General features: G+C 59.3%; 20 protein-coding genes. 9 read left to right on the top strand and 11 right to left on the bottom strand.

Features of this window, described 5'->3' with window-relative positions; all coding sequences use genetic code 11:
- Nucleotides 1-108: 108 nt before the first annotated feature.
- The 3 genes from uvrA to EV281_RS03190 are packed head-to-tail and all read left to right on the top strand — an operon-like array spanning nt 109 to nt 4,322.
- A complete protein-coding gene (gene uvrA, locus EV281_RS03200; RefSeq protein WP_132651476.1) occupies nt 109-3,033 on the top strand; it encodes an excinuclease ABC subunit UvrA in 2,925 nt (974 codons plus the stop codon).
- Nucleotides 3,030-3,491, top strand: coding sequence for a GNAT family N-acetyltransferase (locus EV281_RS03195; protein ID WP_132651475.1), 462 nt, complete (start codon nt 3,030-3,032; stop codon nt 3,489-3,491). The genes uvrA and EV281_RS03195 overlap by 4 nt, the downstream gene beginning before the upstream one ends.
- A 24-nt stretch (nt 3,492-3,515) precedes the next feature.
- Entirely contained in the window at nt 3,516-4,322 is an 807-nt protein-coding gene (locus EV281_RS03190) for a DUF72 domain-containing protein (RefSeq protein WP_132651474.1), read from the top strand.
- Nucleotides 4,323-4,326: 4 nt separating this feature from the next.
- On the opposite strand, the gene EV281_RS03185 is transcribed toward EV281_RS03190, so the two are convergent.
- Entirely contained in the window at nt 4,327-5,799 is a 1,473-nt protein-coding gene (locus EV281_RS03185; RefSeq protein ID WP_132651473.1) for an NAD(P)H-hydrate dehydratase, read from the bottom strand.
- Between the two features lie 344 nt (nt 5,800-6,143).
- Between EV281_RS03185 and EV281_RS03180 the strand changes: the two genes are divergently transcribed.
- From EV281_RS03180 to hspQ, 3 genes are all read left to right on the top strand, one after another.
- On the top strand, nt 6,144-6,482 hold the full coding sequence (locus EV281_RS03180; protein WP_003539626.1) for a P-II family nitrogen regulator: 339 nt from the start codon (nt 6,144-6,146) through the stop codon (nt 6,480-6,482).
- An 80-nt stretch (nt 6,483-6,562) separates the two neighbouring features.
- Nucleotides 6,563-7,972 (top strand): type I glutamate--ammonia ligase, encoded by a 1,410-nt coding sequence (gene glnA / locus EV281_RS03175; RefSeq protein WP_132651472.1) that lies wholly within the window; start codon nt 6,563-6,565, stop codon nt 7,970-7,972.
- Nucleotides 7,973-8,125: 153 nt separating this feature from the next.
- Nucleotides 8,126-8,455: a heat shock protein HspQ gene (hspQ, locus tag EV281_RS03170; protein ID WP_132651471.1), complete on the top strand. Its 330-nt coding sequence runs from the start codon at nt 8,126-8,128 to the stop codon at nt 8,453-8,455.
- Between the two features lie 111 nt (nt 8,456-8,566).
- Here hspQ and EV281_RS03165 read toward each other — a convergent pair whose 3' ends face one another.
- The gene (locus tag EV281_RS03165) at nt 8,567-9,238 is read right to left on the bottom strand and encodes an invasion associated locus B family protein (RefSeq protein ID WP_132651470.1); all 672 of its coding nucleotides are present in this window, start codon (nt 9,236-9,238) and stop codon (nt 8,567-8,569) included.
- Nucleotides 9,239-9,522: 284 nt separating this feature from the next.
- On the opposite strand from EV281_RS03165, the gene EV281_RS03160 reads away from it, so the two are divergent.
- Nucleotides 9,523-11,325, top strand: coding sequence for an extracellular solute-binding protein (locus EV281_RS03160; RefSeq protein WP_132651469.1), 1,803 nt, complete (start codon nt 9,523-9,525; stop codon nt 11,323-11,325).
- A 125-nt stretch (nt 11,326-11,450) separates the two neighbouring features.
- On the top strand, nt 11,451-12,122 hold the full coding sequence (locus tag EV281_RS03155) for a DsbA family oxidoreductase (protein WP_132651468.1): 672 nt from the start codon (nt 11,451-11,453) through the stop codon (nt 12,120-12,122).
- A gap of 56 nt (nt 12,123-12,178) precedes the next feature.
- Here the strand turns inward: EV281_RS03155 and mfd are convergent, their stop codons facing one another.
- Both mfd and EV281_RS03145 read right to left on the bottom strand, forming a co-directional pair.
- Nucleotides 12,179-15,688 carry a transcription-repair coupling factor gene (gene mfd, locus EV281_RS03150; protein ID WP_132651467.1) on the bottom strand — a complete coding sequence of 1,170 codons (3,510 nt, stop codon included), beginning with the start codon at nt 15,686-15,688 and terminating at the stop codon, nt 12,179-12,181.
- Nucleotides 15,685-15,987 (bottom strand): succinate dehydrogenase assembly factor 2, encoded by a 303-nt coding sequence (locus EV281_RS03145; RefSeq protein ID WP_132651466.1) that lies wholly within the window; start codon nt 15,985-15,987, stop codon nt 15,685-15,687. The genes mfd and EV281_RS03145 overlap by 4 nt, the downstream gene beginning before the upstream one ends.
- Before the next feature lie 94 nt (nt 15,988-16,081).
- Between EV281_RS03145 and recG the strand changes: the two genes are divergently transcribed.
- Entirely contained in the window at nt 16,082-18,187 is a 2,106-nt protein-coding gene (recG, locus tag EV281_RS03140; protein ID WP_132651465.1) for an ATP-dependent DNA helicase RecG, read from the top strand.
- Here the strand turns inward: recG and EV281_RS03135 are convergent.
- The 7 genes from EV281_RS03135 to ytfR form a co-directional block, all read right to left on the bottom strand.
- The gene (locus EV281_RS03135) at nt 18,184-18,870 is read right to left on the bottom strand and encodes a DUF502 domain-containing protein (RefSeq protein WP_132651464.1); all 687 of its coding nucleotides are present in this window, start codon (nt 18,868-18,870) and stop codon (nt 18,184-18,186) included. The two genes, recG and EV281_RS03135, sit on opposite strands and share 4 nt — an antisense overlap.
- A 123-nt stretch (nt 18,871-18,993) precedes the next feature.
- Nucleotides 18,994-20,820 (bottom strand): glutamine--fructose-6-phosphate transaminase (isomerizing), encoded by a 1,827-nt coding sequence (gene glmS, locus EV281_RS03130; RefSeq protein ID WP_132651463.1) that lies wholly within the window; start codon nt 20,818-20,820, stop codon nt 18,994-18,996.
- 107 nt (nt 20,821-20,927) lie between these two features.
- Nucleotides 20,928-22,289, bottom strand: a complete 1,362-nt coding sequence (gene glmU / locus EV281_RS03125; RefSeq protein WP_132651462.1) for a bifunctional UDP-N-acetylglucosamine diphosphorylase/glucosamine-1-phosphate N-acetyltransferase GlmU — start codon at nt 22,287-22,289, stop codon at nt 20,928-20,930.
- Between the two features lie 63 nt (nt 22,290-22,352).
- Nucleotides 22,353-23,126, bottom strand: coding sequence for a FadR/GntR family transcriptional regulator (locus tag EV281_RS03120; RefSeq protein ID WP_132651461.1), 774 nt, complete (start codon nt 23,124-23,126; stop codon nt 22,353-22,355).
- A 13-nt stretch (nt 23,127-23,139) separates the two neighbouring features.
- Entirely contained in the window at nt 23,140-24,108 is a 969-nt protein-coding gene (gene yjfF, locus EV281_RS03115; protein WP_132651460.1) for a galactofuranose ABC transporter, permease protein YjfF, read from the bottom strand.
- Nucleotides 24,105-25,115, bottom strand: coding sequence for an ABC transporter permease (locus EV281_RS03110; protein ID WP_132651459.1), 1,011 nt, complete (start codon nt 25,113-25,115; stop codon nt 24,105-24,107). Before EV281_RS03110 ends, yjfF begins: the two co-directional genes overlap by 4 nt.
- Nucleotides 25,112-26,635, bottom strand: coding sequence for a galactofuranose ABC transporter, ATP-binding protein YtfR (gene ytfR, locus EV281_RS03105; protein ID WP_132651989.1), 1,524 nt, complete (start codon nt 26,633-26,635; stop codon nt 25,112-25,114). The genes EV281_RS03110 and ytfR overlap by 4 nt, the downstream gene beginning before the upstream one ends.
- Nucleotides 26,636-26,652 lie beyond the last annotated feature (17 nt).

Raw genomic sequence — 26,652 nt, 5'->3', positions numbered from 1 at the left:
CTGTCAACAGAATCGAAAACCTTTGTTGTTCCGGACATTCAGCCTCGACTCGCCCGTTGGCATCACTAAATAAGGGCTGTTATTCCCCAAACGACTGAAGCAGAGACGATGAGCGAACTGAAGACGATCTCCATCCGCGGCGCGCGCGAGCATAATTTGAAGGGCATTGATCTCGATCTGCCGCGCAACAAGCTGATCGTCATGACCGGCCTGTCCGGTTCCGGCAAATCCTCGCTTGCCTTCGATACGATCTATGCCGAGGGACAGCGCCGCTACGTCGAGAGCCTTTCGGCCTATGCACGCCAGTTCCTGGAAATGATGCAGAAGCCCGATGTCGACCAGATCGACGGGCTTTCGCCGGCCATTTCGATCGAGCAGAAGACGACGTCACGTAACCCGCGCTCCACGGTCGGTACCGTCACCGAAATCTACGACTATATGCGACTGCTGTTTGCACGCGTCGGCGTTCCCTATTCGCCCGCCACCGGCCTGCCGATCGAAAGCCAGACGGTGAGCCAGATGGTCGACCGGGTACTCGCCTTCGAGGAAGGCACGCGCCTTTATATATTGGCGCCGATGATCCGTGGCCGTAAGGGCGAGTACAAGAAGGAACTGGCGGAGCTCATGAAAAAGGGCTTCCAGCGCGTCAAGGTGGACGGCCAGTTCTATGAAATCGCTGATGCACCCACGCTCGACAAGAAATACAAGCACGATATCGATGTCGTTATCGACCGTATCGTCGTGCGACCGGACATGGCCTCGCGCCTGGCCGACAGTTTCGAAACGGCGCTGAAGCTTGCGGACGGTCTTGCTGTTGCCGAGTTTGCCGACAAGCCACTGCCGGCGGAGGAAACCGCGGCCGGCGGATCGGCCAACAAATCGCTCAACGAAACGCATGAGCGCGTGTTGTTTTCGGAAAAATTCGCCTGCCCGGTCTCCGGCTTCACCATTCCGGAAATCGAGCCGCGGCTCTTCTCGTTCAACAATCCTTTCGGCGCCTGCCCGACCTGCGATGGTCTCGGCTCGCAGCAGAAGATCGATCCTGACCTGATCGTCCCCGAGCCGGAGCGCACGCTGCGCGACGGCGCTATTGCGCCATGGGCCAAGTCGACCTCGCCCTATTACAACCAGACACTCGAAGCGCTCGGCAAACATTTCGGCTTCAAGCTCGGCAGCCGCTGGAATGATCTCTCGGAAAAGGCCAAGGACGTCATCCTGAATGGCACCGAAGAAAAGATCGAATTCCACTATGCTGACGGCGCGCGGTCCTACACGACCTCGAAGAATTTCGAGGGGATTGTGCCCAATCTCGAGCGGCGCTGGAAGGAAACGGATTCCGCCTGGGCGCGCGAGGATATCGAGCGCTTCATGTCGGCAGCTCCCTGCCCGTCGTGCAATGGTTTTCGCCTCAAGCCAGAGGCGCTCGCGGTCAAGATCAACAGGCTGCATATCGGCGAAGTCACGCAGATGTCGATCCGCGTCGCTCGCGACTGGTTCGAGGCGCTGCCGGCCACCTTCAATGCCAAGCAGAACGAGATTGCTGTTCGCATTCTCAAGGAGATCCGCGACCGCCTGCGCTTCCTGAATGATGTCGGCCTGGAATATCTCAGCCTGTCGCGCAATTCCGGCACGCTGTCGGGCGGCGAGAGCCAGCGAATCCGTCTTGCCTCGCAGATCGGTTCCGGTCTGACGGGTGTCCTCTACGTGCTCGATGAACCGTCGATCGGCTTGCACCAGCGTGATAATGCCCGGCTGCTCGATACGCTGAAGCACCTGCGCGATATCGGCAATACGGTCATCGTCGTCGAACACGACGAGGACGCGATTCTGACGGCTGACGATGTCGTTGATATCGGTCCTGCTGCCGGTGTGCATGGCGGTCAGGTGGTGGCGCATGGCACGCCACAGGAGATCATGGCCAATCCGAAGTCGCTCACCGGCAAATATCTGTCGGGCGAACTCGGCGTGGGACTGCCTGATGAGCGGCGCAAGCCGAAAAAGGGCAAGGAGATCAAGGTCGTCGGCGCCCGCGGCAATAATCTGAAGAATGTCACCGCAGCCATCCCGCTCGGTGTCTTCACAGCTGTGACCGGCGTATCCGGCGGCGGCAAGTCCACCTTCCTCATCGAAACGCTCTACAAGTCGGCCGCGCGCCGTGTCATGGGCGCGCGTGAAATCCCTGCCGATCATGACCGAATCGACGGCTTCGAGCATATCGACAAGGTGATCGACATCGACCAGTCGCCGATCGGCCGCACGCCGCGCTCCAACCCGGCGACCTATACCGGCGCCTTCACGCCGATCCGCGACTGGTTTGCCGGTCTGCCGGAGGCGAAGGCGCGCGGTTATCAGCCGGGCCGTTTCTCCTTCAACGTCAAGGGCGGCCGCTGTGAAGCCTGCCAGGGCGACGGTGTCATCAAGATCGAAATGCACTTCCTGCCCGATGTCTACGTCACCTGCGACGTCTGCCATGGCAAGCGCTATAACCGCGAAACGCTCGACGTCACCTTCAAGGGCAAGTCGATTTCCGACGTACTGGATATGACCGTCGAAGAAGGCGTCGAATTCTTTGCGGCGGTTCCGGCGGTGCGTGACAAGCTGCAATCGCTCTTCGATGTCGGCCTCGGCTATATCAAAGTTGGCCAGCAGGCCAATACGCTGTCGGGTGGCGAGGCGCAGCGCGTCAAGCTTGCCAAGGAATTGTCGAAGCGATCGACCGGCCGCACGCTTTATATCCTCGACGAGCCGACCACCGGTCTGCATTTCCATGACGTTGCCAAGCTTCTGGAAATGCTGCACGAACTGGTTAATCAGGGCAATTCGGTCGTTGTCATCGAGCACAATCTCGAGGTCATCAAGACCGCCGACTGGATCCTCGATTTCGGCCCCGAAGGCGGCGACGGCGGAGGAGAGATCGTAGCCGTCGGCACGCCCGAGACGATCGTCAAGGAGAAGCGCTCCTATACAGGCCAATTCCTCAAGGAATTGCTGGAGCGACGTCCGGTCAAGAAGACGGTCGCGGCGGCGGAATGACCATGCGGCTTGCCACGATTGCGGAATTGCCTGTGGTCGTGGCGCTGACGACGGCTGCCTATCAGCCTTATACTGACCTGTTTGGCTATCCGCCGATCCCGGTGACGGAAGATTATGCGCCGCGGATCGAGCGTAGCGAAGTCTGGCTGCGGGATGCCGGTGGCGCTGTGGCCGGGCTTTCGGTCATCGAGCGCCATACCGATCACGTGATGCTATTCAGCATCGCCGTCTCGCCTGAGTTTCAAAGAGCAGGACATGGCGTTGCGATGCTCACCTGGCTTGAAGACAAGGCGCGGGAATGGGCCGTGCCGGAGATCCAGCTTTACACCAATGCGCGGATGGAGCGGAACATCGCTCTCTATTCTGCTTTCGGTTTTAAGGAAACGGGTCGCCGGCCCAATCCCTATCGGCCAGGATGGACCATCGTCGATATGACGAAAAAGGTTGGCGCGACCTGAGGGATCGCAAGCGAGGAGGAACAGATGAGCAAATCGGGCACAATCCGCGTAGGCATTGGCGGCTGGACCTTCGAGCCGTGGCGCGGTCATTTCTTTCCTGACGACCTCAAGCAAAAGGACGAGCTGCACTATGCCAGCCGCCAGCTCAAAGTCATCGAGGTCAACGGCACCTATTACAGCACGCAGAAGCCCGCAGTCTTCGCCAAATGGGCTGCGGACGTGCCCGATGGCTTCATCTTTTCGCTGAAAGCAACGCGCTTCACCACGAACCGGCGCGTACTGGCCGAGGCCGGTGAATCGATGGAGAAATTTCTCTCCTCCGGCATCAGCGAACTCGGAGACCATCTCGGTCCCCTGCTCTGGCAATTCGCGCCGACGAAGAAATTCGATCCCGATGATTTCGAAGCCTTCCTGAAGCTGTTGCCGGAAAAGCAGGATGGGCTGAAGCTTCGCCACGTCGTGGAAGTCCGACACGATTCCTTCAAGGTGCCGGAATTCATCGCATTGCTCGAGAAATATGGCGTTGCGCCTGTCTGTGCCGAGCATTTCGATTATCCGATGATTGCCGATGTGACGGCTGATTTCGTCTACACACGTCTGCAGAAAGGATCGGATGATATTCCGACCTGCTACGCGGAACCGGAACTGAAGGACTGGGCAAAGCGCCTTGAAATCTGGGCCGAAGGCAAAGTGCCTGATGATCTGCCACTGATCGACAAGAACAGGAAGGTCAAGACCGAGCCGCGCGACGTCTTTGCCTTCATGATCCACGAAGGCAAAGTCAACGCGCCGCATGGGGCAATCGCGCTGCAGAAACTGATCGATAAATAATCTTTCAGAAGGGCAGGACGTGCGCGGCGAGCTCTTCCGCCGTCAGCCCTTTGCCGGCGCGATGCCCTGCCTCGCCATGCAACCAGACAGCAGCGGCCGCCGCCTCGAAGGCTGGCAGGCCTTGGGCGAGCAGGCCACCGATTATGCCCGCCAGCACGTCGCCGGAACCGGCGGTCGCCAGCCAGACCGGCGCGTTAGTGTTGATCAGCGCACGACCGTCCGGTGAGGCGATGACGGTATCGGCGCCCTTGCTAATGATCGTGGCATTGGAGCGGCGGGCAGCGGCCAGAGCCTTGTCCACCTTGCCTGCTTTCTTGTCGGCAGCGATATCGGGAAAGAGGCGTGCAAACTCGCCATCATGCGGTGTCAGCACGAGGCGTGGCTCTCCCTTGAATAGGTCGAACAGCGCTTCCGGATTCTCCTTGAAGGAGCTGATGCCATCGGCGTCGAGAACCAAATGGCGGTCACTCAGCAGTGACACGAATTTTCGGGCCTTCTTTCCAATGCCGAAACCGGGGCCGAGAACGAACGCCTGAAGGCGCGTATCTTCAAGCCACTTCTTCAATGCGGCTGCGTCATCAATGGCATGGAGCATGATTGCGGTCAGATGGGCGCTGTTGGCAGCGAGAGCCTCGGTCGGCGCGGCGATCGTCACCAGCCCTGCTCCTGCCTTCAGAGCAGCCATAGCAGACATGCGGGCAGCCCCCGTCTTGCTCGCTTCTCCCGAAAATACGACAAGGTGGCCGCGCTTGTATTTATGGGTTTCCAGTTGTTCCGCCGGCATGGCAGCGCGCCAGGCAGCTGGGGTGTTTTCTGCTACCAAGCCCCTCGTCTGCCCCCTGACGATACGGCCGGGAATGCCGATGTCGAAGACTTCAAGGGTACCGCAGAGTTCTCTGCCCGGCATCAGTAGATGGCCGGGCTTGCGGGTCATGAACGTCACCGTATGGGCAGCGCGGAAGGCGGCTCCGAGGATAATGCCGGTGCGTCCATCAAGGCCTGAGGGCAAGTCGATCGCGATGACCGGAACTCCTGCCTCATCTACCCTGCGGATCAGATCGGCCACATCCGGCGGCACCTCGCGCGCAAGGCCGGCGCCGAAGAGGCCGTCAATGACGATATCGCCCTGCCGCGGATCATAGTAGCCGAGATCCTGCCCCTTCACCGTAACGACCGCCCTCGCGCGCGCCGCGTCACCCTTTAATCTCTGCGGATCACCGAGATGGAAGATCTCCACCCGTGCGCCGCTTTCTTGCAGGAGCCTGGCGACGACATATCCATCGCCGCCATTGTTGCCAGGGCCGCAGAGCACGATAAAGCGTGAACCACCGGGATAAAGGCGCAGCGCCGCTGCCGCGGCCGCGCTACCTGCCTTCTCCATCAAGCCATAGGAATCGATGCCGGACCGCGCGGCAGCCTTATCGGCTGCGGCCATCTCGGCAGGTGTCAGGAGGAGATCGGAAAGACGTTCGCTCATGACTCCATTCAATTCAAAAAGAGCCTAAAAAACAACCGCATGATCGCAAAAACAGAAGGCTATATTTTATGCATTTGCCTATTTTTGCATCGAATCGAAGCGGCTGTCAGAAAATCGAATCCGGCAGCATTTTTTCAATTTTCGGATCATTTTTGCGAAAAACATCGCCTTGTTCACCTCGTTTTTTACTGAAACGACACCTAAACGTTGGCAAACAGGGCTCAGAGGATAAATTTCCGCGGTTTTTTGGCGGAGACGGATTTCAAACTGGCACGATATCTGCATCATATCCCGCGAGCGGGACAGTTCCTGCTATAACGGGAGAAGCGGAGAGACATTTTCTCATGAAAAAGATCGAAGCGATCATTAAGCCTTTCAAGCTGGACGAGGTGAAGGAAGCCCTTCAGGAAGTCGGCCTGCAGGGTATCACGGTCACGGAAGCGAAGGGCTTCGGTCGCCAGAAGGGCCATACCGAGCTTTACCGTGGCGCCGAATATGTCGTCGATTTCCTGCCGAAGGTGAAGGTCGAGGTCGTGCTCGCAGACGAGAATGCGGAGGCCGTCATCGACGCGATCCGCAAAGCCGCGCAGACAGGGCGCATCGGCGACGGAAAAATCTTCGTTTCCAACGTCGAAGAGGTTATCCGCATCCGCACCGGTGAAACCGGTATCGATGCCATCTGACCAGCTTTACCTTCCGGCAAAGCTCACCCAATCCTCATCGCACATATCGTAACGTCATCACAAAACAGAGGAAGCATTTCATGGCGAGTGCAAGCGAAATCCTGAAGCAGATCAAGGACAACGACGTAAAGTTCGTCGACCTGCGCTTCACCGATCCCAAGGGCAAGCTGCAGCACGTAACGATGGACGTAGCCTGCGTCGACGAAGACATGTTCGCCGACGGCGTCATGTTCGACGGTTCCTCGATCGGCGGCTGGAAGGCCATCAACGAGTCCGACATGGTGCTGATGCCCGACACCGAAACGGTGCACATGGACCCGTTCTTCGCTCAGTCGACCATGGTCATCGTTTGCGACATTCTCGATCCGGTTTCCGGCGAAGCCTATAACCGCGACCCGCGCGGCACCGCCAAGAAGGCCGAGGCCTATCTGAAGGCATCCGGCATCGGCGACACGGTCTTCGTCGGCCCGGAAGCCGAGTTCTTCGTTTTCGACGACGTCAAATACAAGGCTGACCCCTGCAATACGGGCTTCAAGCTGGACTCCACCGAATTGCCCTCCAACGACGACACCGATTACGAAACCGGCAACCTCGGCCACCGTCCGCGCGTCAAGGGCGGCTACTTCCCGGTCCCCCCCGTCGATAGTGCCCAGGACATGCGTTCTGAAATGCTGACGGTTCTTTCCGAAATGGGCGTCGTCGTCGAAAAACACCATCATGAAGTGGCTGCTGCCCAGCATGAGCTCGGCATCAAGTTCGACACGCTCGTTCGCAACGCCGACAAGATGCAGATCTACAAGTATGTCGTTCACCAGGTCGCCAATGCCTATGGCAAGACGGCAACCTTCATGCCGAAGCCGATCTTCGGCGATAATGGTTCGGGCATGCACGTGCACCAGTCGATCTGGAAGGGCGGCAAGCCGACCTTCGCCGGCGACGAATATGCAGGCCTTTCCGAAACCTGCCTCTACTATATCGGCGGCATTATCAAACATGCAAAGGCAATCAATGCCTTCACCAATCCGTCGACCAACTCCTACAAGCGTCTCGTCCCGGGCTACGAAGCACCGGTTCTGCTTGCCTATTCGGCCCGTAACCGCTCTGCCTCCTGCCGCATACCGTTCGGCTCCAACCCGAAGGCAAAGCGCGTCGAAGTCCGCTTCCCGGATCCGACCGCTAACCCCTATCTCGCTTTCGCCGCGATGCTGATGGCCGGTCTCGACGGCATCAAGAACAAGATCCATCCCGGTAAGGCCATGGACAAGGATCTTTACGATCTGCCACCGAAGGAACTGAAGAAGATCCCGACCGTCTGCGGAAGCTTGCGCGAAGCGCTCGAAAGCCTCGACAAGGACCGCAAGTTCCTGACGGCCGGCGGCGTCTTCGACGACGATCAGATTGATGCCTTCATCGAGCTGAAGATGGCTGAGGTGATGCGCTTCGAGATGACGCCGCATCCTGTCGAATACGACATGTACTACTCGGCATAAGACAACAAGAAGAGCCCTGGTTCGCCGGGGCTTTTTCGATCCGAAGGTCATAAAGCCCCACGGGCACATGTGACAGTCATGTGACGAAAACCCGCAAAAATCTTGATTTAGGCGGGACCGATCACCAAATCAGGTGAGAAAGGAAGTCGTACCATGAAAGAAAGAGTTGCAAAGTTCAGTATAGGCGAAGTGGTCCGGCACAAGGTTTTTCCGTTTCGCGGCGTCATCTTCGACGTAGATCCGGAGTTTGCGAATACGGAAGAATGGTGGAATTCCATTCCCGCGGAAGTCCGCCCCAGCAAGGATCAGCCGTTCTACCATCTGCTTGCCGAAAACGATGACAGCGAATATGTCGCCTACGTTTCCGAGCAGAATCTGGTGAGCGACGAAAGCGACACACCGCTTCGCAATCCGCAGGTCGAGCAGATCTTCGACCGCAGCCCGACGGGCCAGTTTAAACCCAAGATGAGCTTCGCCCACTAAGTCGGATCATATAACCTCCATGACAAGGCCCCGCATGTCGGGGCCTTTTTCATTTGGCAATAAAAAACCCGGCTCAAAGCCGGGCTTTCATGAATTCATCAAAGGCTCCTATTACTGGGCCTTAGCTGCCTTCTGCGCGTCTTCCAGCTTCTTGCGGGCTTCCTCAGCCTTCTTCTGCATGCTGTCCTGCAGGCTGCGCTGGCTTTCGGCGAGCTTCGATTCGGAAACCGGTTCACCATCATAAGCGCCGGTGAAGCCTTCGAGTGAAACCTTGATCGGGTTCGGAGCGCGGCGGAAATTGATCGAGGTGAAGACTACATCGCTGCCCTTCTTGAGGCTGGCGATCATGGCATCCGTCAGCGGGATTTCAGCTGTGCACTTGTCCGGCAGGCAGACAGCGTAGTCGAGCTTCTGGCCCTTGCCGCCATCGATCTGCATGCTGATGCCTGGAGGGATCAGGCGCGCGGCCGGAACTGAAACCTGGAGAATCTTGCGGTTGATCTTGCCGGAAACCGAGATCAGGCCAACAGCCGTAACGAGTTGGCCGCCATTGGCGAGAATCAGGTTCTGAACAACGCAGATGTCGTTGTCTTCCTGCTTGCTGCAGGTTTTGTACCAGCCGAGACGCGGGGCACCCACGGCCTGTGCGGGAGCGTCAGCCGACGCCGCCGGAGCCTGGGCGGCCGCATCCTGTGCAAAGGACGAGACCGGAGCCGAAGCGCCGAAGATCACTGCCATAACGGACAGTGCTGCCCGCATTTTCTTTTCAGACTTGAACATCATAACGAATTCCGTCTCCTGATATCCGTTGCGGGGCTACGTTCGGCCCCAACCACCGGGTTCGTTCGGCACTTCACCTCATGGAAAATTAAGGCAAATGCATGACCCCAAAAACTTCGGGTCACGTGTTACATCGCACCGTTGAAGATATCCAGCATTTCTTTGGCAATTTCGGGGGCATTTTGGCACATAGGTAAAGAAAGCGGCGGCTGCGGTTGGAATCGAGCTGTCACATGCTACCCTGCCGGCGAATCGTGCCCATTGCCGCGCATCAAGGAATTTCAGCAATGCTCCGGATCGCCCTTCTCGCCGCTTTCACGCTGATCAGCGGTGCCGCCGCAGCAGAACCCGTTCATGGCATCGCCATGCACGGTTCACCGGCACTGCCCGCCGACTACAAGCACTTCCCTTACGTCAATCCTGATGTGAAGAAGGGCGGAAAGGTCAACTATGGCGTGGTCGGCACGTTCGACAATCTGAATCCCTTCATCATCAAAAGCAACCGAACGACGGCGCGCGGCATGTGGGATCCGCAGTTCGGCAATCTGGTCTATGAGGCGCTGCTGCAGCGTTCCAGCGACGAGCCCTTCACACTCTATGGGTTGCTGGCAGAGACGGTGGAATGGGACGAGGACCGGACGTTCGTTCAGTTCAATCTCAACCCCAAGGCCAGGTGGTCGGATGGACAGCCTGTAACGCCCGAGGACGTGATCTTCTCGTTCGAGCTATTGCGCGACAAGGGTCGTCCGCCGTATTCCAAACGCCTCGATCTCGTTTCAAAGATGGAGAAGGTCGGCGAACATGGCGTGCGCTTCACCTTCAACGAGAAGGCCGATCGCGAGACACCGCTGATCTTCGGCCTGTTTCCCGTGCTGCCGAAGCATGCGATCGATGCCGATACCTTCGACCGCACGACGTTGACGCCGCCTGTTGGATCCGGCCCTTACAAAGTGAAGAGCCTCAAGCCTGGCGAGAGCATCACCTATGAGCGTGACCCTAATTATTGGGGCAAAGACATTCCGTCCAAGGTGGGCATGGATAATTACGACCAGATCAGCGTGCAATATTTCCTGCAGGATACGACTCTGTTCGAGTCCTTCAAGAAAGGCGACATCGATATCTATCTCGACGGCAATCCCGGGCACTGGGCCAATGCCTATGATTTCCCTGCCGCTACGTCAGGCGCGATCGTGAAGGATTCGTTCGAGCCAAAACTACCGAGCGGCATGCTGGGCTTCGTCTTCAATACGCGGCGACCGATCTTTGCCGATATCAAGGTGCGTGAAGGCTTGTCGCTGGTTTTCGATTTCGAGTGGGCCAACAAGAACCTCTACTCCGGCGCCTATAAGCGTACGCAGAGCTTCTGGCAGAATTCCGATCTTTCGAGCTTCGGGGTGCCGGCAGATGCGCGCGAGCTGGAACTGCTCGGCCCCATCAAGGATCACATCGACCCTGCCATTCTCAATGGCAGCTACAAGCTGCCGGAAACCGACGGCTCGGGACGCGACCGCAAGGTCTTGAAGCAGGCCGTCGATCTTCTGAAACAGGCGGGATACACGATCCAGGGCGGCAAGATGGCGGATGCGAGCGGCAAGCAGCTTGCCTTCGAGATCATGACGCAAAACCCGGATCAGGAAAAACTCGCCGTTGCCTACCAGCGCTCGCTGCAGACAATCGGCGTTGCCGCCTCCATCCGAACCGTCGACGATTCGCAGTACCAGAGTCGAACGAACAGTTTCGACTACGATATGATCATGAAGGCCTACACCTCGTCGCTGTCGCCGGGCGCCGAACAGATCGGTCGCTGGTCCTCCGCCAACCGGTCGGTTCAGGGTTCGGACAGCTTCGCCGGGGCCAACGATCCCAACATCGATACGCTGATCGATCACCTGCTGCGGGCACGCTCGACCGAGGATTTCACAGCCTCGGTGCGCTCTTATGACCGGCTGCTGATCTCCAATCACTATGTGCTGCCGCTCTACCACATCGATCAGCAGTGGGTGGCGCGCAACAAACGTATCGGCCGTCCCGACGTGATGCCGCTCTATGGCTACCAGCTGCAGACCTGGTGGGATACGAGCGCGCAATAGGGCATCATTCGACGCCTGGTTCTATTTCCTTCCTCTTGCCTCGACCTTCCTCTAAAGATGTCGAAAACATCCTCTACGAGATTGGGCCGGCCGTCATCGAAAGCCGGCGGAAGAAGGAAACAGCAATGGAACGGATCACCATCGACGTTGTGTCAGACGTCGTCTGCCCCTGGTGCTATCTCGGCAAGGCACGGCTGGAGCTGGCGATCGCCGAGGTGCAGGATGAAGTCGGAGTCGATATCAACTGGCGCCCCTATCGCCTCAACCCGGACTATCCGCCCGAAGGCGTCGACCAGAAGAAGATGCTGGAACAGAAGCTCGGTGGTGCTGAACGCGTGGCGGAAGCACACAAGATGCTGACCGAATACGGCCGCGAGGTCGGTATCGCCTTCAATTTCGAAGCTATCAAGATCGGCCCGAACACGCTTGATGCGCATCGACTGATTCATTGGGCTGTCATTGAAGACAGACAAAAGCAGGAAGCCGTTGTCTCTGCGCTGTTCAAAGCGAATTTTGAGGAAGGCCGCAATGTCGGCGACCACGAAGTGCTGCTCGATATTGCTGAGAAGGCTGGTCTGCAGCGCCAGGTCATTGCCGCCCTGCTCGCCTCCGATGCCGATAGCAGCGTCATTCTTTCGGAAATCGATGCGGCGCAGCGCATGGGCGTGAACGGCGTGCCGTTCTTCATCTTCGACCAGCAATATGCCGTCAGTGGCGCGCAGACGCCGGACGTGCTTGCAGGCGCATTGCGTGAAATCGCCAAGGCAAAGGCCGAAGCACGCGCCGGCATGAACTGACTCTAGCGCGATAAAGAGACGCGAGTTAGGGGCAGCCTGGAGAAGCCGGGCTGCCCTTAGCTTTTTGCAAGCTCCGCAAGCTGAGTCATGATGACGGCCGCGCCCTGCAGGCGCTTTTCCGGGGTCGGCAGGTCACGCGTCAGAAATAGGCTATGGTCGGAGCGGATTTTCGCCATCGTGCCCTGCTTGCCAATATAGCCAACCAGATTGGCCGGGTTCGGGAATTCCTTGTTGCGGAACTGCACGACAACGCCCTTCGGGCCGGCATCGAGCTTTTCGACATTGGCGGTGCGGCAGAGCGACTTGATGTAGACGATCTTCAGCAGGTGCTGCACTTCTGATGGCATTGGCCCGAAACGGTCGATCATCTCAGCGCCGAAGCTGTCGATTTCCTTGAGATCGGTGAGTTCGCCGAGGCGGCGATAGAGCGCCATGCGCAGATGCAGATCCGGCACGTAATCATCGGGAATCATGACCGGTGTGCCGACGGAGATCTGCGGCGACCAGCCGGTATCGGCGATCTCGTCGACACCCTTCACCTCGGCAACGGCCTCTTCCAGCATCTGCTGGTAAAGCTCGAAGCCGACTTCCTTGATATGGCCGGACTGTTCCTCCCCGAGCAGATTGCCGGCGCCGCGGATATCGAGGTCGTGGCTTGCCAGCTGGAAGCCGGCGCCGAGCGTGTCCAGCGACTGCAGCACCTTGAGGCGGCGCTCGGCAGTCGCCGTCAACACCTTGTTGACCGGCAGAGTGAAGAGCGCGAAGGCACGCACCTTGGAACGGCCGACGCGACCGCGCAGCTGATAGAGTTGGGCAAGACCGAACATATCGGCGCGATGAACAATCAACGTGTTGGCGGTCGGCACGTCGAGGCCGGATTCGACGATGGTGGTTGAGAGCAGCACGTCATAGCGGCCTTCGTAGAAGGCGTTCATGATGTCTTCCAGTTCGCCGGCCGGCATCTGGCCGTGGGCGACGGCAACCTTCAGTTCCGGCACGTCGGACTGCAGGAAGGCATGCACATCGGCAAGATCGGCAAGACGCGGGCAGACATAGAAGCTCTGGCCGCCACGATAGTGCTCGCGCATCAGCGTTTCGCGGATGACGAGACTGTCGAAGGGCGAAATGAAGGTGCGCACCGCCATGCGATCAACCGGGGGCGTGGTGATGAGCGAAAGCTCGCGCACCCCGGTCATGGCAAGCTGCAGCGTGCGCGGGATCGGCGTTGCCGAGAGGGTCAGAACGTGTACGTCGCTCTTCAACTCCTTCAGCCGTTCCTTGTGCTTGACACCGAAATGCTGCTCCTCGTCGATGATCAGCAGGCCGAGATTGGCGAACTTGATGCCTGCGCCGAGCAATGCGTGGGTACCGACGACGATATCTGTCTTGCCTTCGGCTACTTCCTTCTTCGTCAGCGCCAGCTCTTTGGAGCCAACAAGGCGCGAGGCCTGCTGGATGCGGACCGGCAGACCGCGGAAGCGCTCGGAAAATGTCTTGAAATGCTGGCGGGAGAGCAGTGTGGTCGGAACGACGACGGCGACCTGTACGCCGTTCATCGCCGCCACGAAGGCGGCGCGCAATGCGACCTCGGTCTTGCCGAAGCCGACGTCACCGCAGACGAGGCGGTCCATCGGGCGACCGGCGCCAAGATCGCCGCGCACAGCCTCGATGGCATTTTCCTGATCTTCCGTTTCGTCATAGGGGAACCGGGCGGCGAACTCGTCATAGAGCCCTTCCGGGGTCGTCAGAACAGGCGCATGGCGCGTCAGGCGTTCGGCAGCGATGCGTATCAGCGCATCGGCCATATCCAGCAGCCGCTTCTTGAGCTTGGCCTTGCGCATCTGCCATGCGCCGCCACCGAGCTTATCGAGAGGAACCTCGGTGCTTTCGCCACCGAAACGCGAGAGCAGATCGATGTTTTCGACCGGCAGGAAGAGTTTTGCGTCATCGGCATATTGCAGCTCGAGGCAGGCGTGCGGAGCGCCCGCGGCCTCAATGGTGCGCAGGCCGACGAAACGGCCGATGCCATGTTCGGCGTGGACGACGATCGAGCCTTCATCGAGGCCGGAAACTTCTGAGATGAAGTCAGCCGCGCGCTTCCTGCGGCGAGAGCGGCGCACCATGCGGTCGCCGAGAATGTCCTGCTCGCCGATGACGATCAGATCGCCGGTTTCGAAACCGGATTCGAGGCTGAGCACTGCCGCCGCCACCTCGCCCTTCGCAAGCCCTGCGATATCTTTAAGCGCTGCGATTGGCTTGACCCGATCGAGACCATGTTCGTTCAGCACCTGCAGCAGGCGTTCCAGCGATCCCTCGGTCCAGGCGGTGATAACAACTTTTGCGCCGCTGGCGCGCCGGTCGGCTACGTGCTTGACGACAACATCGAAGACGTTGATCCGCTCAACATCGCCGCCGCTCTCTACATTGGAACGCGCCCAGCGCTGGCCCTGACGTGCATCAATATTGACGACGCGGCGAGCTTCCCCTTCATGCTCGTTGAAGGGCGACACGCGGATGACATTGATCGCATCCAACGTGCGCGCGAAGGTCTTGCTATCGAGATAAAGCTGGCCTGGCGTAACAGGCTTATAGGGTGTGCCCTGCGCCATCTGGCCCTTGCCCTGCTGCTGGCCGGAATTCAGGCGGGCATCGTAATAGTCGTAGACGAGTTTGGAGCGCTCTTCAGCCGCTTCGCGCACCGTATGATCGGTAACGATGCGGAAGCCGGAGAGGTAGTCAAACACCGTATCCAGCTTCTCGTAAAAAAGCGGCAGCCAGTGTTCCATGCCTGGATATCGGCGGCCCTCGGAGACGGCGAGGTAAAGCGCGTCATCGCGCGTGGCTGCACCGAAGGTGGAGAGGTAATTCTTGCGGAAACGGCTGATCGTATCCGGTGTCAGCGTTACCTCGCTCATCGGATTGAGGTCGAGGGAGCGCACCTGCCCGGTGGTGCGTTGGCTCGCCGGATCGAAGCTGCGGATGCTTTCCAGCGTATCACCGAAGAAATCGAGGCGGACCGGCTCCTCTGAACCGGGCACGAAGACATCGAGAATGCCGCCGCGCACGGCATATTCGCCGACTTCGCGCACGGTTGCGACGCGCTCGAAGCCGTTGCGCTCGAGCCGGCCGGCAATATCGTCCATACGCACCTGATTGCCAGGGCGCGCAGAGAATGCCAGACTTTCGATAATATCCTGCGGCGCCACCTTCTGCAGCATTGCATTGACCGTGACCAGAACAATCGCCGCGTGCGGCTTCTTGTGATGGGCGATCAGGCCGGAAAGGGCGGCGAGACGGCGTGCAGAGGTATCAGCGCTCGGCGAGACGCGGTCATAGGGAAGACAGTCCCAGGCAGGCAGCGTCAGAACTGGGATATCGGGCGCTATGAAGCCCAACATCTGTTCCAGATCGGCCATGCGTTGGCCATCTGACAGCACATAAGCGACCGGTTCGCCGTTGCGGGCGAGCTCGGCAAGCAGCAGTGGCTCCATGCCCGCAGGCACGTTGCCGATCGTCAGCGGCTCAGCGGCGGCTGCAAGCTTCCTAGCATCAAATCCAGGGATCATTCCGGCTTCCTGGGCAGGTCGAAATCAGGCTTGTAGGCGGTGATGCGGGCAAACATGGGTGTCTGTAAATGCTCGGGCGTCGGCCAGGTTCCCATGATCCAGCGCACCAGGTCGTTATCCTCTTCGGCCATGATCCTCTCGAACTCATCAAGCTCAGCCTCGCTCATGGAGGGAAGTTCGTTCTCCGCGAATTGACCGAAGACAAGGTCCATCTCTCTGATGCCGCGATGCCAGCAGCGGAAAAGGATCCGGCGGCGGCGGGGGTCGAGACCGGCGCTCGTGAGTGTTACACCTGTCATGGCATCACCTTCCTTGTTGATGCGCCTCTATAGACCCTCGAAAGCGGCTTGTCAGCCTTGCCAAGGCCCTATTGTTCATCGCATTTTGGCGTCCATGCGCCCCACCATTCTCGATCCGCTGTTTTCGCCCGTTTCCGGGCTTCCAGGCGTCGGCCCGAAGATCTCTGAGCTCTTCGTCAAGCTGCTCGGGCGCGACTCTCCCGAGGATTGCCGGATCATCGATCTCTTGTTCCATGCGCCCTCCTCGCTGATTGACCGGCGTAATCAGCCGGGCATTGCTCGTGCGCCACAAGGCGCAATCGTAACGATCACGGCGCGTGTCGACCGACATCAGGCGCCACCGCGCGGCAATCGCAACGTCCCCTATCGTGTGTTCCTGCATGACGAAACCGGCGAGCTTACGCTTGTCTTCTTTCGTGGCCAGGCGGCATGGCTGGAAAAACAGCTTCCGGTCGATGAAGAGGTAACCGTTAGCGGCAAGGTGGACTGGTTCAATGGCCGCGCTTCGATGGTCCATCCTGATTATATCGTCAAGGTCAGCCAAGGCGAGAACCTGCCGCTGGTCGAACCGATCTATCCGCTGACGGCGGGGCTTTCCCCCAAGACATTGCGCAAGATCATCGAGGTGGCATTGCCACGCATGCCGGACCTGCCGGAATGGATCGATCTTTCGCTGGCGCAAAAGCAGGGCCTGCCTTCGATCCGCGACAGCTTCCATATGCTTCATGAGCCGCGGGATACGTCCGACATCGACCCGCAGACTCCTGCCCGCCGCAGGCTTGCCTATGACGAATTTCTAGCTGGCCAGCTATCGCTGTCGCTGGTGCGGCAACGACTGCGTAAAGTGGCCGGCCAGCCCGTACATGCTACTGGAGAAATCAGCAGCAAGATATTGCAAAGCCTTCCGTTTTCTCCAACGCGTAGCCAGACGGATGCCGTTGCCGACATACTGAAGGATATGGCCGGCGAGGAGCGCATGCTGCGGCTCCTGCAGGGCGATGTCGGCTCCGGCAAGACGCTGGTTGCGTTGCTGTCGATGGCCGCCGTCATTGAGAGCGGCGGACAGGCCGTACTGATGGCACCGACGGAAATCCTCGCCCGACAGCATCACGCGACGATCTCGAAATTTGCGGCTGTCGCCGGCCTTGGTCTCGAGGTGCTGACGGGGCGCACCAAGGGCCGCGAGCGGGAAGATATTCTCGAACGCATCGCCTCGGGCGAAGCGCAGATCATCATCGGTACGCATGCGCTCTTCCAGGATAGCGTCAACTACAAGAACCTGATGCTAGCGGTCGTCGACGAGCAGCACCGCTTCGGCGTGCATCAGCGCCTTCGGCTCACGGCAAAGGGCATCTCGCCTCATATGCTGGTCATGACGGCAACGCCGATTCCCCGCACGCTGGTGTTGGCCGCCTTCGGCGATATGGATGTCTCGAAACTGACAGAGAAGCCCGCGGGGCGAAAGCCGATTCAGACCATCACCGTGCCGACTGAGCGAACCGGTGAAATTGTCGGACGACTGAAGAGCGCGCTTGCCGAAGGTAAGAAAGCCTACTGGATTTGCCCTCTGGTCGAAGAATCCGAAGAGGTCGACCTCATGTCCGCGGAGGAGCGGCATTCGACGCTGGTCTCGGCGCTTGGCCCCGGCATCGGCCTCATCCACGGGCGCATGAGCGGGCCCGAAAAGGATGCGGTCATGCTCGCCTTCAAGAACGGCGAATTGCGACTGCTGGTGGCGACAACCGTTGTCGAAGTTGGCGTCGACGTGCCGGATGCGACGATCATGGTGATCGAACATGCAGAGCGCTTCGGGCTGGCACAGCTGCATCAGCTTCGCGGGCGCGTCGGGCGCGGCGATGAGGCTTCGACCTGCATCCTGCTCTATAAGGGACCACTCGGCGAGACGGGCCATGCGCGGCTTTCCATCATGCGCGAGACGGAAGACGGCTTTCGGATTGCGGAAGAGGACTTGAAGCTGCGCGGGGAAGGCGAAGTTCTCGGGACGCGTCAGTCCGGCACGCCGGGCTTTCGCATCGCCAGCCTCGAAGCGCATGCCGATCTCCTGGAAATCGCCCGCAAGGATGCAGCCTATCAGATCGAACGCGATCCGGAGCTGACGAGCGAGCGCGGGCAGGCAATACGCACCCTGCTCTACCTGTTCCGCCGTGATGAGGCGATCCGCTTCCTCCGGGCTGGTTAGTCGACTTTGGATACCGCCTTCGGCTTGGGGCGCATGACAGGCAAGTGTTCCGGGGCGACGAGGCCACCCGAAATCAAGAATTTAGCCGCATCCTCCGGGCTCATGTCGAGCATGACAATCTTTTCGCGCGGCACGAAGATGAGGAAGCCCGCCGTCGGCACCGGCGTCGGCGGCATGAAGACAGCGACCATGTCCTGTCCCATCGCGTTGAACTTCGATGCGATCTCGCCCCTGGCATCGGTCGCGACAAAGACCAGTGCCCAGAGGCCCGGTCCCGGATATTCGATGAGGCCGACCTTCTTGAAGGAGTTCGGCTGCTCCTTCAGCACTGTTTCGAATATCTGCTTGACGCTTCTGTAGATAGTCCGCACCAGCGGCATGCGATGCACGATGGATTCGCCGAAGCGGACGATGCTCTGCCCGATAAGATTTTTTCCGAGAAAGCCGACAATGGTGATCAGCACCACGGCAATCAGCAGGCCGAAACCGGGAATGGCGAAGTTGATGTAGCTCTCGGGATTCCAACGCGCCGGGATATAGGGCCGCACCCAGCTGTCCGACCAATGGATGAAGGTCCAGGTCAGCCAGATGGTAATTGCAATCGGCGCGCAGATGATCAGTCCGGCGAGAAAATTGTTCCTCAGCCGCATTGCGACCGGCACTCGGGGAGCCTTCTCGGTCATCTTTTCTGATGAACTCCGTTTCAGTCTTCAGACAGGCCGTCGAAACGGCCTTCCCCCTGTGTCCGTGAGCACAAAACTGCCAGAATTCGCCTTGTCGCACAACATGTTTCAGCCCGTTTGGACTTACTCCACAGTTACCGATTTTGCGAGGTTCCGTGGCTGGTCGACGTCCGTCCCCATGAAGACTGCAGTATGGTAAGCGAGCAGCTGGATCGGCAGCGAGAAGATCATTGGCGCGATGATCTCATCGACATTGGGAAGCGTGATCGTCGCCATCGTCGGCAGCTTGGAGGCAGCAGCGCCGGCCTCATCGGTGATGAAGATGATGCGCCCGCCGCGGGCCGCGACTTCCTGCATGTTGGACACCGTTTTTTCGAAGAACCGGTCATAAGGCGCGATGACGATGACGGGCATGTTTTCGTCAATCAGCGCAATCGGCCCATGTTTCAGCTCACCGGCAGCATATCCTTCGGCGTGGATGTAGGAGATTTCCTTGAGCTTCAGCGCGCCTTCCATGGCAAGCGGGAAGCTAGTGCCGCGGCCGAGATAGAGCACGTCCTTGCACTTGGAGAGCTCGCGGGAGAGGCCTTCCATCTGCGGCTGGATGAGATTGAGAACCTTGCTCATGATGCGCGGCATTTCCGCCAGATGGCGCACCATCGCCTTCTCGTCGTCAGCGCTAATCGCGCCGCGGGCGCGACCGGCGCCGACTGCCAGCGAGGCAAGCACGGCAAGCTGGCAGGTGAACGCCTTGGTGGAGGCCACACCGATTTCCGGGCCTGCCATGATCGGGAAGACGGCATCGGCTTCGCGGGCGATGGTCGATTCCCGCACGTTAACGACGGCGCCGATCTTCAGGCCGTTATCCTTGCAGTAGCGCAGCGAAGCCAGCGTGTCGGCAGTCTCGCCCGATTGCGAAATGAAAAGGGCTGCCTGGGAAGGCTGCAGCGGCATTTCGCGATAGCGGAATTCGGAGGCGACGTCGATTTCGACCGGCAGGCGCGCGTAGCGCTCGAACCAGTATTTGCCGATCAAGCCGGCAAGATAGGCGGTGCCACAGGCAGAGATCGCAAGGCCGGTCGCTGCCCTAAAATCAATGGCGGATGCATTGGGGCTGATCGTGTTGGCAGCGAAATCCACATAATGACTGAGCGCGTGGGAAATGACCTCCGGCTGCTCGTAGATTTCCTTTTCCATGAAATGACGGTGATTGCCTTTGTCGACCACATAGGCGGTCGCCTGTGAAATCTGGCGCGGACGTTTGACGACCTTGCCAGAAAAATCGAGCACGGTCGCGCCGTCGCGGGTGATGATCGCCCAGTCGCCGTCGACGAGATAAGTGATCTCGTTGGTGAAGGGCGAAAGAGCAATGGCATCCGAACCCAGAAACATTTCGCCCTTGCCGTAGCCGACGGCTAGCGGCGGGCCGGAGCGGGCCGCCATGATCGTACCGGGATCGTTCTTAAGCATGACGGCGAGCGCATAGGCGCCGGTGACGCGGTTCAGCATCTTCAACATGGCTTCGCGCGCAGAGAGGCCCTCACGCAGATATTTCGCCATGAGATGGGCGACGACTTCCGTATCGGTCTGGCTATGGAAGGCAGCGCCTTCATGGCTCAGTTCATCGCGCAGTTCTGAAAAGTTCTCGATGATGCCGTTATGGACGACCGCGACACCTTCAACGAAATGCGGATGGGCGTTGGTCTCGTTCGGCACGCCATGGGTTGCCCAGCGGGTATGAGCAATGCCCGTCGTTCCCGGCAGCGGCTCGCTGTCCAGCCGCTTTTCGAGGTTGAAGAGTTTGCCCTCTGCCCGGCGGCGATCCATGACGCCCTCATGAATTGTGGCAACACCGGCGGAATCATAACCGCGATATTCCAGCCGCTTCAGCGCATCGACAAGACGGCCCGCAACCGGCGCATTTCCGACGATCCCCACAATTCCGCACATGCAACTATCCCCTCAGGCACCAATATCGACGCCAGTCCTAGCGATTCTCGTTTATTTCTCAATTGGTAGAGCGGTCACTTTCAGTTTCCGCACGTTAAGAAGAAGGCTCAGCCCTTGGCCTTCTTCGCCGCCTTGACGGCGAGCGCCCTTTCGCGCAGGAGCTTGGCCCGCTCGGGCTTGATTTCTTGCCGGGCGCGCCCCAAAGCAAGCGCCTCCGGCGGTACATCCGCCGTGATAACGCTGCCCGAGGCAATATAAGCGCTATCGCCGATCGTCACCGGGGCGACCAGCGAAGAATTCGAGCCGATGAAGGCATCCTTGCCGATAACAGTCTCAAACTTGTTCACCCCGTCATAATTGCAGGTGATCGTACCAGCGCCGATATTGGTGCCTGATCCGATGGTAGCATCACCGATATAGGTCAGATGATTGACCTTGGCGCCCTCGCCGATCCTGCCATTCTTGACCTCGCAGAAATTGCCGACCTTGGAACCGGCGGCGAGATCCGCACCCGGACGCAGCCGCGCGAACGGCCCGACGGCTGCACCTTCGCTGACATGCGCACCCTCGATATGCGAGAAGGCATGGATAACTGCGCCGCTGTCGATGACGGCGCCGGGGCCGAAGACGACGTTCGGTTCGATCAGCGCATCCTGGCCGATGACAGTGTCATAGCAGAGGAAAACGGTTTCCGGGGCGATCATCGTCACGCCCGAAAGCATGAGCTCGTGGCGGCGGCGCTCCTGCCAGAAACGCTCGATCGCGGCGAGTTCGGCGCGGTTGTTGCAGCCGGTCATCTCGACCTCAGGCGCATCGACGGCGGTGACGCGGCCGCCAAGCGCGCGGGCGATTTCCACGAGATCGGTCAGATAATATTCACCCTTGGCATTGCTGTTGCCGATGCGCGACAGGAGGTCGAGCGCCTTTCGGCCGTTGATCGCCATGAGGCCGCTATTGCACCAGTTGACGGCGCGCTCGGCATCCGTCGCATCCCTTTCCTCGCGGATGGCCATCAACTCGCCATCCTTGACAAGCAGGCGACCGTAGCCCGTTGGGCGGTCGGTATGGAAACCGATGACGACAATGTCGCTGCCTTCGGCGAGCGCCTTGCGGGCCTCGAGCAGCGGGCCTGCCGTTTGCAGCGGCACGTCGCCATAGGTCACGATGATATCGTCGTAGCCCTCGGAAATCGCTTCGCGGGCGGCGAGAACGGCATGGCCTGTACCGAGGCGCTGCTCCTGGACATAAGATTTGATCGTCACACCGCCGACATCGGCAGCCTTCGCCACCTTCTCCGCATCCCGACCGACGACGAGGGCGATGGAGGAAACTCCTGTTGCCGCTACGGCATCGACGACATGGGCGATCATTGGCCGGCCGGCAACTTCATGCAGCACTTTCGATTTTGCGGATTTCATTCGCGTGCTGTCGCCGGCGGCGAGAATGACGGCAAGGCAGGTGCGTTCCATGGCAGACTCCGAGAATCCATTGCTAGGCGGCTGTTCTGCCGCTCATAGCAGCAAGGCGAGGCTTCAAAAAGACGAAATCGGCAGGGAAATGGTGGGCTCAGCGAGCGCGGAGAAGGCTTCGTGGACGTGCTCCCTGCCCTCGATAATGACATCTTCCATCGCCTTGCGCGCCGCCGCGGTATTGCCGGCGGCGATGGCCTCGACGATACGCATATGAGTTTCGGCTATGTTGGCGAAACCGTTCTGCGTGGGCGGCGTGCTCATGCGGAACATGCCGACGAGGGCTGCCTCGATGAGCCCGCCGAGCGTGCGCATGAAGGGATTGTGGGATGCTTCGGAAACCGCAAGATGAAAGCGCAAGTCTGCGAGTGCCAGGCTTTCAGACGTGTGGCCGCTTGCGGCCATGTCGAGCGCCAGGCCGCGCAGCAGTTCGATCTCCGCCGGGTTTGCACGTTCGGCCACAAGACCAGCAGCAAACGGTTCGAAAGCGAGGCGGATATCGTAGAGCTGCAGGAGGAATTCTTCGCTCACGCCGCTTGCAAAATGCCAGGAGATGATTTCGGTGTCGAACATGTTCCAGAAGTTCTTTTCCGTCACACGTGTACCGACGCGAGCCTTCGCGACGACCATACCCTTGGCGGCAAGCGTCTTCATCGCTTCGCGAAGCACCGTGCGAGAGACCTTGAAGCGCTGAGCGAGCTCTCCGTCTCCAGGCAGGATGGTACCGACGGGATAGGTGCCGGCAACGATTGCCCGGCCGAGTTCATCAACGACATGCGCGTGGCTTGTTCGGGTTCTTCGCCCTGCCCTACGGGTTTCAAGCGATCTATTGCGCAATCCGTCACTCCTCCTAACCGTATCTCCTGTTCAGACTGGAAAGGAAAAGGATAGCCTTCTGCATAACCATGAATGCAAAAAGCAGCAGGCCAATCAGGATTTTCGTCCACCAGCTCGACAGCGTACCGTCGAAGGTGATGTAAGTCTGAATTAGCCCCTGGATCAGCAGACCGATGAAGGTCCCTGCCACGAATCCCGCTCCTCCTGTCAGCAGCGTCCCTCCGATGACGACTGCCGCAATGGCATCGAGTTCGACGCCCACCGCCGCAAGAGAATATCCGGCAGACGTGTATAGGGAAAAAACGATTCCGGATAGGCCCGCCAGGAAACCCGACAAGGCATAGATCTGGATCGTCGTGCGTGCCACCGGTACGCCCATTAACTGTGCTGTCTGCACCCCGCCACCCAGTGCGTAGACATTGGTTCCGAAGCGGGTGCGGTGGGCGATGAAGACGCCGGCTGCGAAAACGACCAGCATGATGCCGCCGATCAGCGTCAGGCGGCCGCCGCCGGGTAGACGGTAATAGAGGCTCGTCAGCGTCGAATAAAATTCGTGATTGATCGGAATGCTGTCGATCGACAGGACATAGGCCATGCCGCGGGCGAGGAACATGCCGGCCAAAGTCACGATGAAGGGCGGCATCTGCAGGAAATGGATGATCATGCCCATAACTGCGCCGAAGGCCGTGGTGATGATGAGAACGATCGCGAAGGCAGCCAGCGGATGAATGCTGGTGTTCTGCAGGATCACGGCCAAAAAGACGCCAGTAAAGGCGATGACGGAGCCGATCGACAAGTCGATGCCGCCGGAGATGATGACGAAGGTCATGCCGACGGCGGCGATGCCGAGAAAGGCGTTGTCGGTCAGCAGGTTGCCGATGACACGCGTCGATAGCATGTTCGGATATTGTAGGGTGCAGACCGCATAGGCGAGCACGAAGATGACGATCGTCGCAAGGAGCGGCAGGTATTTGGAATTCATTTGCGCCCTCCAGTGTCCGTCCGGCGGGTCAGGAAGCCGGTCAGCGACGACATCGCCGGCGACTGGATGACGAGAATGACGATGATGATGATCGCCTTGATGATGAGATTGAATTCCGGCGGGAAGCCGGACAGCAGGATGCCGGTGTTTACCGACTGAATGATCATGGCGCCAATCAGCGAGCCGATGATGCTGAAGCGGCCGCCAAGCAGGGAATTGCCGCCAACGACCACCGCAAGGATCGCATCGAGCTCCAGCCAGAGACCGGCATTGTTGGCATCAGCCCCCTTGATGTCGGCGGCAACGATGATTCCGGCGATGGAAGCACAGAGGCCGCTCAGCATATAGACAGCCATCAGCAGCACCGGCGTCTGCACGCCGGACAGCGTGCTGGCACGCCTGTTGATGCCGACTGCTTCGATAAGCATGCCGAGTGCGGTGCGGCGAACCAGCAGGATGACCAGCAGGCCGACGATCAGCCAGATGACCACAGGCATGGGCAGGAAGGCGAAAGAACCGCTGCCGAAAAAGATCAGCCCGTCATCGTTGAAGGTCATAATGGCGCCTTCGGTGATGAGCTGGGCGATGCCGCGGCCGGCGACCATGAGCACGAGGGTCGCAATGATCGGTTGGATATTGAGGACGGCGACGAGGAAGCCGTTCCAGACACCGCAGAGCAGGCCAATGATGACAGTCAGCACGAGCGTGTAAGCAAGCGAATTGCCTTCAACGATCGAGGAGGCGGCAACGGCGCCACAGATAGCAATGACAGCACCGACCGACAGGTCAATGCCCTTGGTGGCAATCACCAGCGTCATGCCGATCGCCAGCAGGGCTACCGGCGCGCCACGATTGAGCACATCGATGAGGCTGCCATAGAGGCGTCCATTTTGAGCAATCACATTAAGAAATTGCGGGAAAAAGCTGAAATTCAAAAGAAGAACAACCAAAAGCGCAATCAATTGTGGCGCAAGACGAAAGCCAAGCGCCTTTAGCGAGGCAGTCATGCATCCTCCGTTCGTTTGTCGGCTGCAGCAATGGCGTCGACGATGCTGCCAGCGCTGATATGCTCACCGGTCAGCTCCGCAATATGCTCGCGATCACGCAGCACGATGACGCGTGAGCTGTAGGCGACCAGTTCCTCCAGTTCCGAGGAGATGACAATCAGCGACATGCCTTTGGCGCAGAGTTGCTCGATGAGCTTGATGATTTCGGCATGCGCGCCGACATCGATGCCGCGCGTCGGCTCGTCCAGGATCAGGAAATCCGGATTGGTGGCGAGCCAGCGGGCAAGGATTGCCTTCTGCTGATTGCCACCCGAGAGGAGCCGGATGGGTTTTTCGCGGTCCGTCGTGCGGATATCGAGCGCCTTGATATATTCGTCGGCAATCGCATTCTGCTCGGCGCGAGAGAGCGGCCGTGCCCAGCCACGCCGGGCCTGCAGGGCGAGCGCGATATTCTCGCGAATCGACAGGTCACCGATGATCCCGTCGGTCTTGCGGTCTTCCGGGCAGAAACCAAAGCCCCTGGCGATTGCCGCACGCGGGCTCGACAGCGTCACCGGCTTTCCATCGATGCTGGCGACACCACTATCGGCGCTTTCTATGCCGAACATCAGTTCAGCGGTTTCCGTGCGTCCGGAACCGAGAAGTCCCGCTATGCCGACGACCTCGCCGACGCGAACTTCGAGATCGAAGGGCCTTACCTTGCCGCGTTTGCCATATCCTTCGAAGGCATATTTCACCGCGCCGGCGTCAATCGTGCGCTCCTTGGCGGCGTGCTCGGTCTGCGCCAGTTCACGCCCGAGCATCATGGCGATCAAATTCTGGCGCGGCAGTTCGGCGGCGTCATGCGTTCCCACCAACCGGCCATTGCGCAGCACGGTGATGCGATCGCTGATCGCATATACCTGCTCAAGAAAATGCGTAATGAAGACAATGCCTAATCCGCGCTTCTTCAAGTCGTTCACAACCCGGAAAAGCATCTCTACTTCGTGCGTGTCGAGACTCGCGGTGGGCTCATCGAGAATGAGGACCTTGCCGGAGAGATCGACGGCACGGGCAATCGCCACGATCTGCTGGACGGCAACCGAGAAACGGTCGAGTTGAGCGGTCACGTCGATATCGAGGCCGTAGCCCGCCAGAAGCTCGCGGGCATTGCAGTTCATGGTTCGGGCATCGATCATGCCGAAGCGCTTCGGCTGACGGCCGAGGAACAGATTTTCCGCAATGCTGAGATTGGAGAGGAGGTTAACCTCCTGATAGACGGTGCCAATGCCGAGCTTCTGAGCCGCCAGCGTGTCAGCCGGATCGATCTCGTTGCCTTCCAGCGTCAGACTTCCGGCATCGCGGCGATAGGCACCCGTAATGCATTTGATGAGAGTCGACTTGCCTGCGCCGTTTTCGCCGAGAAGCGCATGTACCTCGCCGCGCCTCAGCGTGAAATCCACCTTATCCAGGGCGATGGCACCGGGGAAGAATTTCGATATGCCCGAAGCTGCGAGAATATTCTCGAAATTGTGAACCATGAGGGCTGCTGTTTCCT

Origin of the sequence: Rhizobium sp. BK418 (assembly GCF_004341105.1) — a bacterium.
Lineage (GTDB): Bacteria > Pseudomonadota > Alphaproteobacteria > Rhizobiales > Rhizobiaceae > Rhizobium.
Note: the sequence above shows the minus strand (reverse complement) of the source record. Positions and strands in the feature narration are given on the sequence as shown.